Origin of the sequence: Sulfobacillus harzensis (genome assembly GCF_012933365.1) — a bacterium.
Classification (GTDB): domain Bacteria; phylum Bacillota; class Sulfobacillia; order Sulfobacillales; family Sulfobacillaceae; genus Sulfobacillus_B; species Sulfobacillus_B harzensis.
Genome location: NZ_JABBVZ010000015.1, coordinates 13,976 through 27,970 on the forward strand (window position 1 = coordinate 13,976; position 13,995 = coordinate 27,970).

Here is a 13,995-nt window from a genome sequence, read left to right on the forward strand (position 1 = left end):
TCACCTCGGTAGTCACATCATCGAGCCTCTAATTAGTGTACCATTGAGTCTAGAAGCATACATCGAGGAGGCGGCTTTGTGCTACCCATCGACGGTCTGGTCTTGGCGGGAGGCATGTCACGGCGAATGCAGCAGCCAAAAGAAAAACTATGCCTTCCCAACAACACCACACTTTTAGAGAATGCCGCCCGCGTCCTCGAGAAGACCGTGGCGGGCACGGTGTGGGTTTCCCGTCCGTATGGCGCTGAGACGGCTAATCCTTGTCACGTGCCTGACCGCGTGCCTCAAAAAGGGCCGTTGGCCGGTCTTCGAGAGGGATTGGCGCGCACGGAAAAAGAAGCATTGGCCGTATTAGCTGTGGACTTGCCTAAGGTTCCGCCAGAACTTTTTCGCCAGTTGTGGCGGGCCTGGCAGGAGCACCCGGACGCGGACCTTGTGTACCCCGTTGCCCAATCTGTTGCTCAACCGCTCGCGGCGATTTGGCATCGCCGGGCTCTTCCGGTCATCGCCCAGGCCTTGGCGCTGAATCGGGTACCACGGCTCATGGAGGTGGTGGCTCGACTGAGTTCGCATACGGTGGCCGTCGATCCTGATTGGCTCGTCAATGTCAACACCCCCAAGGACCTCAACGATTTTCTCCTGGGGTGGAAACAATGAGGGTTCTTCATTTTGCGGGACCATCAGGCGTAGGCAAAACACGACTCATCGAAGCCCTGCTGGTTCGCCTGCCCGGGACCTTGGTGGTGAAATGGAGTCACCACCCGCTCCCCCCTGATGAGCCAGAGCGGGATACCACGCGGTTTCAACGCCACGGAGTCGGAACCTGGTTTGTCACTCCGACCGGCATCGTGGAGCGCCGGGTGCTGGGCCCCGAAGAACGCGCCGCTCTCTATACACGCCTTGCCCGGGAAGCCGGCACGATGGAACTCGTGCTCATCGAGGGCGATAAGTGGGCACCCTATCCGAAAATCTGGCTGGGTAATGCACCACCGCCCACTATGCAACTGGCTCTGGTTATTGGACCGGACAAACCGCGAGGGGCACATCTTCCCTGGATTCCCATGCCGCTCCCGTTGGAGGCGGAATCGGTCAACATGCTGGCCGAGCGAATCAGCCATCGTTGGCGTGAATACAGTTACGAACTTAGTCAGGAGGGGAACTCATGAGCTACATCAGCGTGGACGAAGCGCGGGCCCTGTTGTTAGCCCGGATCTCGACAGCGCTTCGCAGGACAGACACCCCCCTCAACGAAGCTTTGGGACGGGTACTGGCGGACGACATACAGGCACCCTCCGATTGGCCGCCCTTTTCACGGGCCGCCATGGATGGCTACGCCTTTCGTTCGGCAAATACCCCCGGCACCTTTCAAGTCGTGGGAACGCTCTACGCGGGGGCAGTCTGGACCAAGCCGTTGATGCCCGGGGAGGCGCTCCGCATCATGACCGGCGCACCGATTCCCGAAGGGGCGGACACGGTGTTGGAGCAAGAACGGGTTACCGAAGGTCCCGTCATCGCCGTGTTAAATCAGGTGCGCCCCGGACGCAACATCATGGTCAGAGGCCACGAATACCGTCTTGGCGATCCCGTTATTCCTGCGGGTACACGGCTTGGCCCGTTGGACGTGGGCCAATTGGCCGCCCTGGGCATCGACCGGGTACCGACCGTGCTGCCCCCTCGCGTCACGGTCCTCTCCACCGGCGACGAGGTGGCATCGACTACTGTTCGACCCTTAAAGCCCGGGCAAATTTATGACGCGAACGGAGCGCTGTTAGCCGCGTTATATGCGGAAACCTTCGGCTGTCGCGTTCGTCGTCTCCATGTGCCTGATCAAAAGCGGCGCTTGATTGCGGCCTTGGAAAAGGTGGCACCCGCCTCCGACCTCATTATCACGACGGGCGGCGTATCGGTGGGCGCCCATGACTACATTCCCACACTAATGGAGGATCGCTACCAACGGCTCTTTTGGCGGGTGGACATGCACCCTGGAAAAGCCGCCGCCGCCGCTCTGGTGCATGACGGAACAATTTGGCTGGGACTCAGCGGCAATCCGGGCGCCATGTTGACGGAATGGTATCTCCTGGTAGCCCCAATTACGGCCCAAATCGCCGGATGGTCCTGGCCTGAAAGGCGGGTGCGGGGAAGGTTGGCCCGCCCTTATTCCAAGCCAACACGCGAGACTCGGTACTTGAAAGCCCATTTTCGTCGTGATCCCGAGGGGCTTTGGTTCGATTTGATAGACAACCAGTCCTCGGATGCCATTCGCTCCTTTCGGGACGCCGACGGGCTGGTCATCGTCCCGCACGAAAGCCCAGCCTTGCCAGCCGAGACCGAACTAGAGGCCCTGGTACTACCGTTTCACCGCAGCCGTCCAAGCGTCTTGGTCGAAACCGATTAAAATTTGGCCGCCTTCCACGAGAATCGGGCGCTTGATTAGGCGAGGCTCTTCTGCCATAAAGGCGATCCAGTCTTCAGGACTTGCCGCCCGATCTCGATACTCTTTGTACTTAGGGCTCTTTTTTGACAGCAGTAGCTCCACACCACCAGCCAATTCCGCCAAGAATCGAATTTCGTCGGTCGACAACGGCTCCCCAATCAAATCGCGGAATTCATCGATTCCACGTTGTTGCGCAAGCCACGCTTGCGCTCGATTGGATGTCGTTCAGCGCTTATATCCATAAAATGTCACGACAACACGCGCCCCCCTTGCTTGCGATTGCATTGTTGGCAGGTTCCGTAAAATTTTAATTCATGGTCCACCACCTGGAACCCGCGCTCGCGGGCCAGGCGATCCTCCATGTCGTCGAGCAAATCCTCTTGAAACTCCTCAACCCGCCCGCACCGCAGGCACACCAGGTGATGATGGCGATGCACGTTGGTCGTATGCCGATTGATTTCATATCGGGCGCGACCGTCGTTGAAATGAATTCGCTGCAAAATCTCAAGCTGTGTAAATAGTTCAAGGGCCCGATAGACGGTCGCCATGCCAATGTCGCGGAAATCCCGTTTCACCAATTGATGAACCTCTTCCGCTGACAAATGCTGACCGGGACGTTCTAAGAAAATCTTAATAATCCGTTCGCGTTGCGGCGTCAGGCGCCGGCGGCCTTCTTCCAACCGCCGGTACACGGAGGATAATTGCGCCATGTTCACCCACCTTTTGGTAGGCCCAGTTTACCATCCTCGATGGGGACAAACAATGAGCGGCCTCCGAAGAGGCCGCCCAATTACGCATGAATTGCCCGATACAAAACTTCTGCACCAATCGGCAATGCGCGCTCGTTAATGAGAAAATGCGGAGAATGATGGGGAGGCGATTCGCCTTGATCTTGTCCAGCCCCGACGAAGAGAAAGGCGCCCGGACGGTGCTGAAGATAATAGGCAAAGTCTTCGCCGCCCATGTCCGGCTCCGGTTCAATCACCTCGACCACCCCGCGTAGCTTCTCCGCCCAGGCGCCGGCCTGCCGTTCGTGGTTTATCACCGCTGGATAGCCTTTGACGTACTCGACTTCTGCCGATGCGTCATATAGGGCGGCCGTGCGTTCGGCCATGCGTCTAATCTCCGCGATCACCTGCTCTTGAACACTCCGCGAGAAGGTCCTCACTGTGCCCGTCACTTGAGCGCTCTCAGCAATAATGTTGAAGGTATGCCCTCCCTGAATCGTTCCGCAGGTGACCACTACGGGTTCAAACGGCCTTACCCGTCGGGACACAATGGTCTGCAAATTCACCACGATTTGAGACGCAATCAACACCGCATCCTTGGTTTGCTGAGGCGCGGATCCATGCCCGCCTAGTCCCTTGACGCGAATCGTGAACAGATCGGCATTGGCCATCATCGGTCCGCTTCTCAACTCAACCGTCCCCACCGGGGCGCTGGCCCAAAGATGCAACCCGTAGATCTCATCAATGCCCTCTAGTGCCCCTCCTTCAATCATCGGAAGCGCCCCGCCCGGGGGCAACTCTTCAGCCGGCTGAAATAAAATCCTCACGGTCCCGTCAAAACGACGCTCCTCGACCAGACGTTCAGCCAAGGCCAACACAATCGCCATGTGGCCGTCATGCCCGCAGGCATGCATGACGCCGGGGTGTTCACTAGAAAAAGAAAGTTCTGTCTCTTCCGGCAGAGGTAGCCCGTCCATGTCCGCTCGGATGGCAATTGCGGGACCCGGGCCACGGCCAACAATATCGGCGATGAGGCCGGTCGAGCCCATCGGCTTCGGTTCTAGCCCCAATCGCGTCAACCTCTCCATGAGATAGGCTTGGGTCTTATGTTCTTGGAACCCTAGTTCCGGGATGCGGTGCAAATCTCGGCGATAACGAACCACATTCTCGTCCCAACTCATCGCGGTACCCCCCCTCTAAATGATGCGGTGCCCCAGTGCCGAGGCAATGAGGTTCGCGGCCAACTCTCCGGTACGGTTATGCTCATCCAAGATGGGGTTGACCTCGACCATTTCCAACGACGTAAGGATGTCGGCTTCGGCCAGCAATTCCAACGCCAGATGCGCCTCACGATCGGTCAGTCCCCCACTGTACGGTGTGCCCGAACCCGGTGCATAAAGAGGATCAAGCGCATCGATGTCAAAACTGAGATGCACCCCGTCCGTGCCTTGGCTAACGATGTCCATAGCCCGGGCCATGACCTCGCGCATGCCATAGCGATCCACCTCGTGCATGGAAAACACGGTGGCCTGACTAGCCCGGAGCGTAGCGGCCTCGTCGGAGTCAAGTGTGCGCACGCCCACGTAAACAATTTTGGCTTCATCCAAGAAGTGGCCCTTGAACGGAATGGCGAGGTCGGTTTGGCTCCGCCCCGCGGCAACCGCGACTGGCATCCCATGAATATTGCCGGACGGGGAAGAATTTTCGGTGTTAAAGTCGCCATGGGCATCGAACCACAACAATCCGATCTTGGGTCGAGCGCGCAACAGCCCGGCAATCGTCCCCATGGCAATGGAGTGGTCGCCCCCCAACACCACGGGAAATTGACCCTCATTGACCACTTTTTCCACGGTTCGGGCAAGAACTCGGTTCACCTTGACGATTTCGTCCAAATACTTCAAACGGGGATTTTTGGGCACGCGGCTCTCAGGCACGGGCACCGCCAAGTTGCCGAGGTCGTTGACCTGATGACCAGCCTGCCGCAACTTTTCATGCAATCCCGCATAGCGGATAGCGCTGGGGCCCATGTCCACCCCACGCCGGTCGGCACCGTAGTCCAAGGGGACGCCGATAATGCTGATGGTCTTTGGTGTCATAACGCGCTCCTTTCTATACTGACACCATTATAACCCGAGCGCCCCGTCCTTCTCTAACGCTTCAGGAGGTCCACCGGCGGGGGAGCCTCCAACAGTTCAGCCGGCCATCGACCCTTCACCAGCCAACGCTCGGTGCCGATAAAAATGGCCCAGGTCAGTTCCTTCTGATATTGCGGGGTGGTCAACAGCTTTTCTTCCACGGGGTTTGTGACGTAGCCTACCTCCACATTGATGGCAGGCATCCGCGCGTGGCGCAGCACATACTGATTGATACGCTTGACCCCGCGGCGACTTTTGGTAAAATAGCGCAATTCCTCCTGCACGTCGCTCGCCAGATGGTAACTGGCCGCGCCGTCCCAATAAAAGGTCTGGGGATTGCGCCACACCGTAGACCCTGAGTTGCAATGAATATCAATCAATACATCGCCGTTTTGTTGATTAATCCAGGTAAGTCGATCCTGGACCCGATACTTTTTGTTCGGGGGGATTTCGCTGGGTTTGGACCACGTCATCAACACCCGCGCCCCCGCCATTTGAAACCACTTGCGAAGCTGCAAGCCAATGGCGAGATTAATGGCCGCTTCTTGGGTTCTCCGACCCAACGCCCCGGGATCATATCCGCCGTGGCCGGGATCGATGATGACGGTACGGCCCTCCAACAAATCGCCCACCAGCGGCGGCAAGATCCGGTTCGCTGGCTCTGGCGGCGCGGACGCAGCTCGTCCGGTCAACACAAAGGACCCGGTCATTACCAAAGCGGCGCCCACACCCAAGACACGGCTCCGCCATGCACCCTTTGCCCCCATGCGGATCCTCCTTAACATGTCCCTTGTTAAGGGGTATTCGGAGGCTTTTCCATTCAGACCTCGGACTCCGGAATCTCCCGCGATGACGCCCACGTTTCCGCAAGGGCCCAGAGGGTCTCCGGGTTGTTGTCTTTCGGGTTCTTTGCCACGTGTACAGCGAGCCCTTCCAACAGCTTACCGACCTGGGTACCTGTCAGCGACCAGCGCTCTTTGAGGTCGTGAGCGCCGATTGCAAGCTCAAGCGGCTCGATGTCCAGCGACGGAGCCCCAAAAGCCCATGCTAAGTGTCGGAAAATCCAACGTTCCCGCCCACGCGGATTCCGCGCCGCTTCTACCCACGATTGAAGATCGGGCGCAGTTCGCCCCGCCAACATCAGCGCACGACGCCATTCGCGAGGAAGCGGCCATCGGTCCGCCCACTGGGTCAAATGCTGCAGGCCGAGCCCGCGACAAACGCTATAAACGGCAATGCGTGCCACGGGATGATCCGGCACCCGTAGCGGAACCCGAACCATCTCCTGTGGCATTGTGGGCCACTCCAGAGCAACGTCTAGACCGGCCTCCGACCACAGAGGCCATCGCTCCACGGGACTCTTTAAAAACCGCAAAAACTCCGCCAGCCGCCGTTCACGGCTCAGGCCCTGGGTTAAATCCACTAAAGCGCGCGCTGCCTCCTCGGTGCTGGGGTGAATACCGGCCCCGGTGACGGCAGCGAAACGCCAGAGACGTAAAATACGCAGCGGATCTTCTTGAAAGCGGGCGTTGGCATCACCTACCGCACGCAGCGTATGCGTAGCCAAGTCGTCAAGCGCCCCGTCCACAGCCGTGACCCGATGCCCGTCGTAGGCAACCGCATTGACGGTCAAATCGCGCCGCGTTAAATCCTCAACCAGGGAATCAATGGATTCCACGCTTTGCGGTCGCCGGCGATCGGTATAGTCCCTGTCCCGGCGCAGATGGGTGACTTCCACCCGAGGTGCCAGCCAAAATGTCCCGAATGCTTCTCCTGGGTGGGTTTGCATCTTTAACTGGGCTAAAGTTGACACGGCTAAATCGGTAGCCAAATCCCACTCGACATGGTCTGGATTAAACCCCCGTGGATTCCATACCCAGTCCCGGATCGCGCCGCCGACAATCCAAGCCTGCCCGCCTTGGGCGCGAATACGGGCGATGGCGTCCCGAACAACGCCTGCCATCGGCATCTCGAAAATCTGTTGCTCAACAGCCCAGAATGGCATAAAAGAGGCCTCCCGAAGCTCTTCCCGAGTCCAAATTCCACTTTACTTATGATACATTTTATCCAAGGAGGGGTAGTCGTGGTCGGGACAAAAATCCGCGACTTGCGTAAGAAGATCGGCTTAACTCAGGAACAACTGGCAGGACCGGAACTAACTAAAAGTTATGTCAGCCAAGTGGAGTTGGGGCGTATCCGGCCGTCCAAGAACGCGCTGGAAATCATCGCCCGGCGTTTGGGAAAGCCCCTCGGCTATTTCCTCGACAACGATGACGACTTGCGCACCATCGATGTCCTCCTACGGGCTTCCGAGGCGTTATGGATGAGTCAGCGCCTCGACGAAGCCGCCACCGGCCTCAAGGAAGCCCAATACCTTGCCGAGCGGACGGGGCGCGATGATATTTTGGCCAAGATTCAGGCGACGATGGGCCGACTGGAGCTGAGCCGCAACAATTTGGCGGAGGCGGAAAACCACCTTCGACGCGCTCTCGCATCGTCTGCCTTAGAGGATTCGCCCGTCGACCGTGCTCTTTCGGCGTCCGCGCTTGCTGACGTGGAAGACCAGAAAGGATACTTTAATGAGGCCCTCCGCTGGTACATTGACAGCATCAATGCTGTCCAGCGTCTCAAACCGAAAAGCGGAGCCCGGGCCCAAGTTCTTGCCGCCTTCGGAGACTTTTGCCGGCGCCACGGCGAGCCCAAGGCAGCCCTCGCTTTGTATCGTGAAGCGGAGGCCCAGGCCTCAGAAGATTCTCCCCAAGCCATCGAAATTGCCTTTAAATTAGCCGCGCTAGTCAACCGGGAAGAAGGGGAAGGCTACTGGGCTCGATCCTGGCAGTCGTTTCAATCGCTTCCCGATGGTCCGGTCCGGGCCCGCATTGCCAAAGAGGCGGTCCAAGCCAGTCTTCATCTGGGACTGACAGCTACGGCCGAAACGCTGCTCCGCCAAGTCCCGGTCGACTCGGATGGGCTCACACTTGGGGTCGAATTAGCGTTGATGGAAGACTGCTCCCCTGAGACGGCCCGTCTATGGGCCGAACACGCGATCCGAGAGTCGCTTGCCCCAGACGTGAAGGCCAAAGCCTATTGGGCGTTATCCCGCCTGCAGTCGCGACCCGAAGACCGTCTGCAGGCATTAAAGGCGGCCATCGCGCTAGACCCTCAGAATGCCGGCATTTTACGCGATTACGTTTTGCAGGTTCTGAACGACAACGACCCAGAACAGATCCGCACCCTGAAAAGCACGTTGGATTCGAGCGATCCCGTCGAAATCCCATAAGCTCAACAAAAAAAGCCCGCTGGGGGGCTTTCTCTGCTAGTGAATTAACGCTTCGAGAACTGCGGCGCCTTACGGGCTTTCTTCAGACCGTACTTGCGACGCTCCTTAACACGCGGGTCGCGGGTCAGAAATCCGTGTTGCTTTAACGGCACCCGGAAGTTGGGGTCAACGCCCAACAACGCGCGGGCAATCCCGTGGCGTACGGCACCTGCCTGTCCCGTCATTCCGCCGCCCTCGACACGGACCAACACATCAAAACGTCCCTCGACGTCGGCCGTCTTGAGCGGACTCAAGATGGCGGTGCGCAACGTCAAAACAGGAAAGTACTGGTCGAAATCGCGGCCATTAACCACAATGCGGCCGGTTCCGGGAACCAACCGAACCCGGGCAACCGCATTCTTGCGGCGGCCTGTACCCCAGAACTGTGCTATTGCCATTAGCCTTTAACCTCCCATACGTCAGGCTGTTGGGCTGAATGCGGGTGCTCAGATCCACGGTACACTTTGAGCTTTTTGAACATCGCGCGGCCCAAGCGGTTGTGCGGCAACATACCCCGCACAGCCTTCTCTACCGCAAATTCCGGCTTCTTAGCCATCAGTTGGCGATAGACTGTGCGCTTCAAACCGCCCTCATACCCCGAATGACGGAAATAAATCTTTTGGTCAAGCTTCCGACCGGTCAACACGGCTTTATCCGCATTCACGATGACAACATAATCACCGGTATCAATATGCGGAGTATATATCGGCTTGTGTTTTCCACGCAGAAGCATGGCCGCCGCCGTGGCTACCCGGCCCAAAGGCAATCCCGCCGCGTCAATCACGTACCACTTGCGTGTCACCTCAGCAGGACGAGCCATATACGTGGACATGCGTGAAATTCCCCTCCCAAAATAACGTGTCGGCGCTCTTCCGACAACCAAACATAAACATTCTAGCGGTTTGAGGTAGGCGTGTCAAGAAAAGGATAGAATCCGGCGGTCCCAGGTCCCTAAATTGCTTCACTACCCCAATGGCTGGTCTTGATGTGGCCATAAAAGTCCAGCCAACGGGCAAAAGGGGTTTGGCAGCGCGGGCAGGTGCGGAACGGGCGCCCGTCAAAGGTTTTCTCGGCATACTGTTCGTCTTCCGGCGAGACCAAGGCCCCGTTGACGCCAATCTTTAAGAGCGCAAGCCCGCGCTCATACACGGCGTCCTCATATCCCCGGGCGTCCGTGACTGACAATTCCAAATAGGATTCGCGCGCATCATAGACTTTATACAGCGCCAGATAGGGAGGATGATGCTGGCGAGTCCAGTCGACCCAAAGATGGTGGCGAACCAGTTCCGCTAGACTCGGGCTTTCGAGCGTGGATTCGACCACACTGTTGACGAACTTCCTCAAGTAATAAGTCATCAGTTGGCTACGCATACGCTGCCTCCTTCTTAGCGGCAATTTGGTCTTTTGGTTCTCCCTCCCCCTCTATATTTTACATAATTCTGTCCATTTCTGTGAAAAAGCGTCCCCAAAAACTCGCCTCCTTTCACGGAAGGCGGTATGATGACAGTATATGGAGAACCTCTTAGACTCATCACTCAATTGGTTGGATCAATGGCTCGCCAAGAGCTGGCCCACCGCCTCTCCCGACTATCAATGGCTGTTGTTGCAAACCTTGGCCACCTCCACGGCGCGCCGCCAATGGATTCACAGCTTGCCCATGAACGCAGGCGGTCTGGTCGTGGACTTGGGCTGCGGCCCAGGAATCATGGCGCAGGAGATTGCCGCTTTGAAAGGGGTACAGGTGCTGGGGCTGGACATTGACAGTAATGCCCTCGATATGGCGCAAAGTCTCAATCGGGTCTTGAATCAAGAAGGGCGCGTCCGCTTTCGGCGCCATGACTTGTTAAAAGACGAAGGTCAGCGCCAAGGCGATTTGGCGGTGGCACGATTTGTGGCCCAGCACGTTCCGGATCTTGCCGCCTTTTTCCAGAAAGCCCAAACTCACGTTCATTCTGGCGGTCTGTTGGCGATTGAGGACACGGATGATGGATTTGTCATTGAGTATCCTGAGCCCCCCGCTGCTTGGCAGGCTGCCGTACGCGCCTTTCAATCCCATCAGGCGGGCCCCGTCGGGGATCGCTATGTCGGCAGAAAATTAGCCCAGGCGGGCGTGCAATCCGGCCTGAAGCTGGAGTCTGTCTCCCTTAATCCGGCGGTCTATGCCGGTGACTTGGATGGCCAAGATCTGACGGTTCAATTTGACATTGACCGCATCGAACGCACGCTTCCCGCTCTCATCCAGGAAGGCTTGATTGATGAAGCCGGCTGGATGGAAGCCAAGGCCCAGTATCGAGCCAGCTTCCCGCACTTCAGCTTTGTTGCCTCGACGACGGTACGGGTGCTATTCCGGGTACCATGATGCCATCCCCTCGGGATGGCTGACCCATTGGTGCCAGCGTCGGTCGTCGGTGACGTTGCCTTCCGTCAGCATTGCCAGTTGGTCAGGAGTGATGGGCACGGGCAGATAGCGACTCAACTGGGCCACCGCACCCACCAGGCCCAACGGGAGATGCACCTTATGGGCTCGACGCTTTCCTAGTCCACGAGCCATATGGTCAAAGAGTTCATTCAAACTGTAACGGTCAGGCCCGCCGAGTTCCAAGGTAAGGCCAATCGTCGTCTCATCATCCAATGCTGACCGCACCATCTGGGCAACGTCGGTTCGGGCAACCGGCTGAAACAAGGTGTGGCCGTCGCCTGGCACGGGCGTTCGGGGCAGGCGGGCTAAATCACGCAACATGAGGAAGAACGGCGGCTGGCCACCGAAGATGAGGGATGGCCGTAAAATCGTCACATCCAACCCGGACGCAAGCAGCCGTTGTTCGGCCTGCCACTTGGTCCGATGATATTGGGCCCGTGCTCCCGCACGCGTCCCCAGCGCCGACATGTGCACCACACGAGAGACCTGGTGGGTTTGCATGGCATGCACCAACCGCTCCGTGACTCCCACATGGATTGCGTCAAATGTGACGCCTTCCTGAGGATTTTCGCGGATAATCCCGATGAGGTGCACCACAGCATTAGCCCCCTGAAGAGGCTCTGACAAGTCCATCTGCCGCATGTCCCCAAGATACCATCGGACAGCGGGGGATGCTGCCGGATCGCGATGCCGAGCGATGGCAGCCACCTCATAACCTGCCTCCACCAACGCCGCCACCACCTGGGATCCCAAATACCCGCTGGCGCCCGTTACCACGACCTTCATTTCGTCACCTCCTGGATTTATTGTACCGAGGTCGAGAGCACATCGCACTCCGGAATGTGCCGTTCAGTACAGTCGATCACGAGCTTAATTGTTGATCACGGTCAAATCCTCGATTACAGTAGCGGTATCAATGGCTCGAGGTGGCGCATGCTGGTCCATTTCTCCAACGTCGGTTTTCAATACGGAGGTCGGCCAATTCTAGACGGCGCCGATTTCACCCTTGAGGCCGCTGAAGTCGTCGGATTGCTAGGCCTCAACGGCACCGGAAAGACCACCACGATGCGCCTCATTGCCGGCATTCTAGAACCCAGCCAAGGGCAGATAACCCGTCAATACCGACGGCTGGGATATCTGCCGGAGGAACGCGGTCTATATCGCCGCATGACCCCCAACCAATATCTCACCTTTGTCGGTCGGCTCAACGGCATGGCGGCACGGGCGGCCGGGGAGCGCACCCGTGAACTCATCGAACGGTTTCGGCTGGGGAGCTACGGCTGGGTCCGCATCGAGACCTTATCCAAGGGCAACCAACAAAAAGTTCAATTGGCGGCCACCTTGGTTCCTAGACCCGATCTGATGCTGTGGGATGAGCCCTTTTCAGGCCTTGATGCGCTGAACCAGGAGCTTTTGCTGGAGGTGCTGAAGGAGCTGCGCACCGAAGGAGTCACCGTATTACTGTCTACCCACCGCCTTGACGATTTGGCGTTGCTCGCGGACCGAACTTATATTCTGGCAAGTCGCCGCTTCACAGAATATGTTCCCTCTGAAAGCCCCGACCAGTACCGGTTGAGGATTCGCCACGAGAACCTTGAGCGTCAAGAAACGGTCAAAACGGAAAGGCTTTCCGACCGGATCGCCGAGATTACCCGAGATGGCGCCACCCTCCTCGCGGTATCTCCTGAAAGCGGCCTCGAGACGGTATTTCGAAAGCTAGTGGAGCACACCTAATGACAGCATTTCAAGTCGCCGCGGTCTTCCGCCGTGAATGGGAAGAACGTGCACGTCGCGCCGGATATTGGGTCACAACCGTAATAGGGATGGTTGTCATGGTAGCCTTGGTGGTTTTGCCTGGCCTCATTACCAGCGGAATCCATCCCACCCAAACGGTTGGTAGTGTAGGCGTGCCCCGCTCGGTGCTGGTGGCTGTCAAGCCGCCGGGCGTGCATCTCAACGTCCAGGCATTCCCCAGCTATCGCAAAGCGGCCAATCAAGTGACTCAGCACAATTTAACCGGCTTTTTCGAAAGGGTCAACGACCGTCTGGTGTTTTACGGCGATCCGAACGGGACAGTCGCGGCCATGATTTCCGCGCTTGATCAAAAAGGACTGGATCAAGGCATTCCCGCCGCTGTGGCCGCCCAGATTCAGCGTGCGGCGGCCACGACTAGCGTCAAACTCGTCCCACTGGCTCCGGGGATCAAAGCGCTTGTGCATTCCTCGGCGATATACGCCCTCAACATTGTCATGATGATTTTGGTTATGACCTACGGGGTCTTCATTGGCATGTCGGTAGCAGAAGAAAAGGAGAGCCGCCACGCGGAAATGCTGATGGCCTGGATAACGCCACGCCCGCTCATGGTCGGAAAAATTCTTGGCTTTGCCGCCCTCGCGTTCGTTCAGTTGGCTCTTTGGGCTCTCGCCGGCTTTGTTGCCCTGGCAATCAAACACCAAGGACAAGCCTTTGGGATCACGCCCGGGTTGGTCGGCCTCTTTTTACTATGGACATCGCTTGGCTATCTTGAGTTCAGCACCGCCTTCACGGCTCTTGCAGCCCGTGCACAGCGCTCGGCCGACCTTAATCAGGCCGTCATGCCCATTAGTCTTGTCGCCATGGTAGGCTATCTCGGATCGATGCTCGCCTCAGCCCACCCCAGCGGAATATGGGCTAGCCTGCTGCACATTGGTGCATTTGTCCCCTTTTTGGCCCCATTTTTGGGATTTGCCTTGCTGCAGTTGGGCGGCATGCCCTGGTGGCAAGTGGCAATTGATGCCCTTTGGCAAATCGTATTCTGGTGGCTATTGCTGGGTTTTGCAGGCCGCCTCTTTCACCGCCATCTGCTGCGGTTCAAGTCTGGCCGCCTGACGCGATCGCGGCATTTTGGCCGGGGCAAGCCCCCGCGGCAAGCTGGGGCTGATGCATCCTAGAGACGTCGGAACGCCTGATTGTCGCGGGAG

At 57.9% G+C, this 13,995-nt stretch carries 17 protein-coding genes; 7 read left to right on the top strand and 10 right to left on the bottom strand.

The window, feature by feature from the left end:
* The first annotated feature begins 78 nt into the window (after positions 1–78).
* Genes HIJ39_RS06345 through HIJ39_RS06355 form a run of 3 tightly spaced genes read left to right on the top strand, consistent with a single transcriptional unit; the run spans position 79 to position 2,395 of the window.
* Entirely contained in the window at positions 79–657 is a 579-nt protein-coding gene (locus HIJ39_RS06345; RefSeq protein ID WP_338055102.1) for a molybdenum cofactor guanylyltransferase, read from the top strand.
* The gene (locus tag HIJ39_RS06350) at positions 654–1,166 is read left to right on the top strand and encodes a molybdopterin-guanine dinucleotide biosynthesis protein B (protein WP_169097857.1); all 513 of its coding nucleotides are present in this window, start codon (positions 654–656) and stop codon (positions 1,164–1,166) included. Before HIJ39_RS06345 ends, HIJ39_RS06350 begins: the two co-directional genes overlap by 4 nt.
* Positions 1,163–2,395: a molybdopterin molybdotransferase MoeA gene (locus HIJ39_RS06355; protein WP_169097858.1), complete on the top strand. Its 1,233-nt coding sequence runs from the start codon at positions 1,163–1,165 to the stop codon at positions 2,393–2,395. Before HIJ39_RS06350 ends, HIJ39_RS06355 begins: the two co-directional genes overlap by 4 nt.
* On the opposite strand, the gene HIJ39_RS06360 is transcribed toward HIJ39_RS06355, so the two are convergent.
* The 6 genes from HIJ39_RS06360 to HIJ39_RS06385 all read right to left on the bottom strand — a co-directional run bounded on the left by HIJ39_RS06360 (position 2,348) and on the right by HIJ39_RS06385 (position 7,302).
* Positions 2,348–2,581: an arsenate reductase family protein gene (locus HIJ39_RS06360; RefSeq protein ID WP_243239391.1), complete on the bottom strand. Its 234-nt coding sequence runs from the start codon at positions 2,579–2,581 to the stop codon at positions 2,348–2,350. The two genes, HIJ39_RS06355 and HIJ39_RS06360, sit on opposite strands and share 48 nt — an antisense overlap.
* Before the next feature lie 101 nt (positions 2,582–2,682).
* Positions 2,683–3,144 (bottom strand): Fur family transcriptional regulator, encoded by a 462-nt coding sequence (locus tag HIJ39_RS06365; protein WP_169097860.1) that lies wholly within the window; start codon positions 3,142–3,144, stop codon positions 2,683–2,685.
* 80 nt (positions 3,145–3,224) lie between these two features.
* Positions 3,225–4,343, bottom strand: a complete 1,119-nt coding sequence (locus HIJ39_RS06370) for a M20 metallopeptidase family protein (RefSeq protein ID WP_169097861.1) — start codon at positions 4,341–4,343, stop codon at positions 3,225–3,227.
* A gap of 15 nt (positions 4,344–4,358) precedes the next feature.
* A complete protein-coding gene (gene rocF, locus HIJ39_RS06375) occupies positions 4,359–5,258 on the bottom strand; it encodes an arginase (protein ID WP_169097863.1) in 900 nt (299 codons plus the stop codon).
* Between the two features lie 53 nt (positions 5,259–5,311).
* Positions 5,312–6,064: an N-acetylmuramoyl-L-alanine amidase family protein gene (locus tag HIJ39_RS06380; RefSeq protein ID WP_243239392.1), complete on the bottom strand. Its 753-nt coding sequence runs from the start codon at positions 6,062–6,064 to the stop codon at positions 5,312–5,314.
* 53 nt (positions 6,065–6,117) lie between these two features.
* Positions 6,118–7,302 carry a tRNA nucleotidyltransferase/poly(A) polymerase family protein gene (locus HIJ39_RS06385; protein ID WP_169097865.1) on the bottom strand — a complete coding sequence of 395 codons (1,185 nt, stop codon included), beginning with the start codon at positions 7,300–7,302 and terminating at the stop codon, positions 6,118–6,120.
* Positions 7,303–7,380: 78 nt separating this feature from the next.
* Here HIJ39_RS06385 and HIJ39_RS06390 point away from each other — a divergent pair, with 78 nt between their 5' ends.
* The gene (locus HIJ39_RS06390) at positions 7,381–8,577 is read left to right on the top strand and encodes a helix-turn-helix domain-containing protein (RefSeq protein WP_169097867.1); all 1,197 of its coding nucleotides are present in this window, start codon (positions 7,381–7,383) and stop codon (positions 8,575–8,577) included.
* A gap of 44 nt (positions 8,578–8,621) precedes the next feature.
* Here the strand turns inward: HIJ39_RS06390 and rpsI are convergent, their stop codons facing one another.
* The 3 genes from rpsI to HIJ39_RS06405 form a co-directional block, all read right to left on the bottom strand.
* A complete protein-coding gene (gene rpsI / locus HIJ39_RS06395) occupies positions 8,622–9,014 on the bottom strand; it encodes a 30S ribosomal protein S9 (RefSeq protein ID WP_169097869.1) in 393 nt (130 codons plus the stop codon).
* Complete coding sequence (gene rplM, locus HIJ39_RS06400; protein WP_169097871.1) at positions 9,014–9,448, bottom strand: 50S ribosomal protein L13; 435 nt, start codon at positions 9,446–9,448, stop codon at positions 9,014–9,016. The genes rpsI and rplM overlap by 1 nt, the downstream gene beginning before the upstream one ends.
* A gap of 119 nt (positions 9,449–9,567) precedes the next feature.
* The gene (locus tag HIJ39_RS06405) at positions 9,568–9,987 is read right to left on the bottom strand and encodes a hypothetical protein (protein ID WP_169097873.1); all 420 of its coding nucleotides are present in this window, start codon (positions 9,985–9,987) and stop codon (positions 9,568–9,570) included.
* Between the two features lie 139 nt (positions 9,988–10,126).
* On the opposite strand from HIJ39_RS06405, the gene HIJ39_RS06410 reads away from it, so the two are divergent.
* Positions 10,127–10,975: a class I SAM-dependent methyltransferase gene (locus HIJ39_RS06410; RefSeq protein ID WP_169097875.1), complete on the top strand. Its 849-nt coding sequence runs from the start codon at positions 10,127–10,129 to the stop codon at positions 10,973–10,975.
* Here HIJ39_RS06410 and HIJ39_RS06415 read toward each other — a convergent pair.
* Positions 10,958–11,821: a complex I NDUFA9 subunit family protein gene (locus HIJ39_RS06415; RefSeq protein ID WP_169097877.1), complete on the bottom strand. Its 864-nt coding sequence runs from the start codon at positions 11,819–11,821 to the stop codon at positions 10,958–10,960. The genes HIJ39_RS06410 and HIJ39_RS06415 overlap by 18 nt on opposite strands.
* A 147-nt stretch (positions 11,822–11,968) precedes the next feature.
* Here HIJ39_RS06415 and HIJ39_RS06420 point away from each other — a divergent pair, with 147 nt between their 5' ends.
* On the top strand, positions 11,969–12,769 hold the full coding sequence (locus HIJ39_RS06420; RefSeq protein WP_169097879.1) for an ABC transporter ATP-binding protein: 801 nt from the start codon (positions 11,969–11,971) through the stop codon (positions 12,767–12,769).
* Complete coding sequence (locus tag HIJ39_RS06425) at positions 12,769–13,965, top strand: ABC transporter permease (protein ID WP_169097881.1); 1,197 nt, start codon at positions 12,769–12,771, stop codon at positions 13,963–13,965. Before HIJ39_RS06420 ends, HIJ39_RS06425 begins: the two co-directional genes overlap by 1 nt.
* The last annotated feature ends 30 nt before the right edge of the window (positions 13,966–13,995 follow it).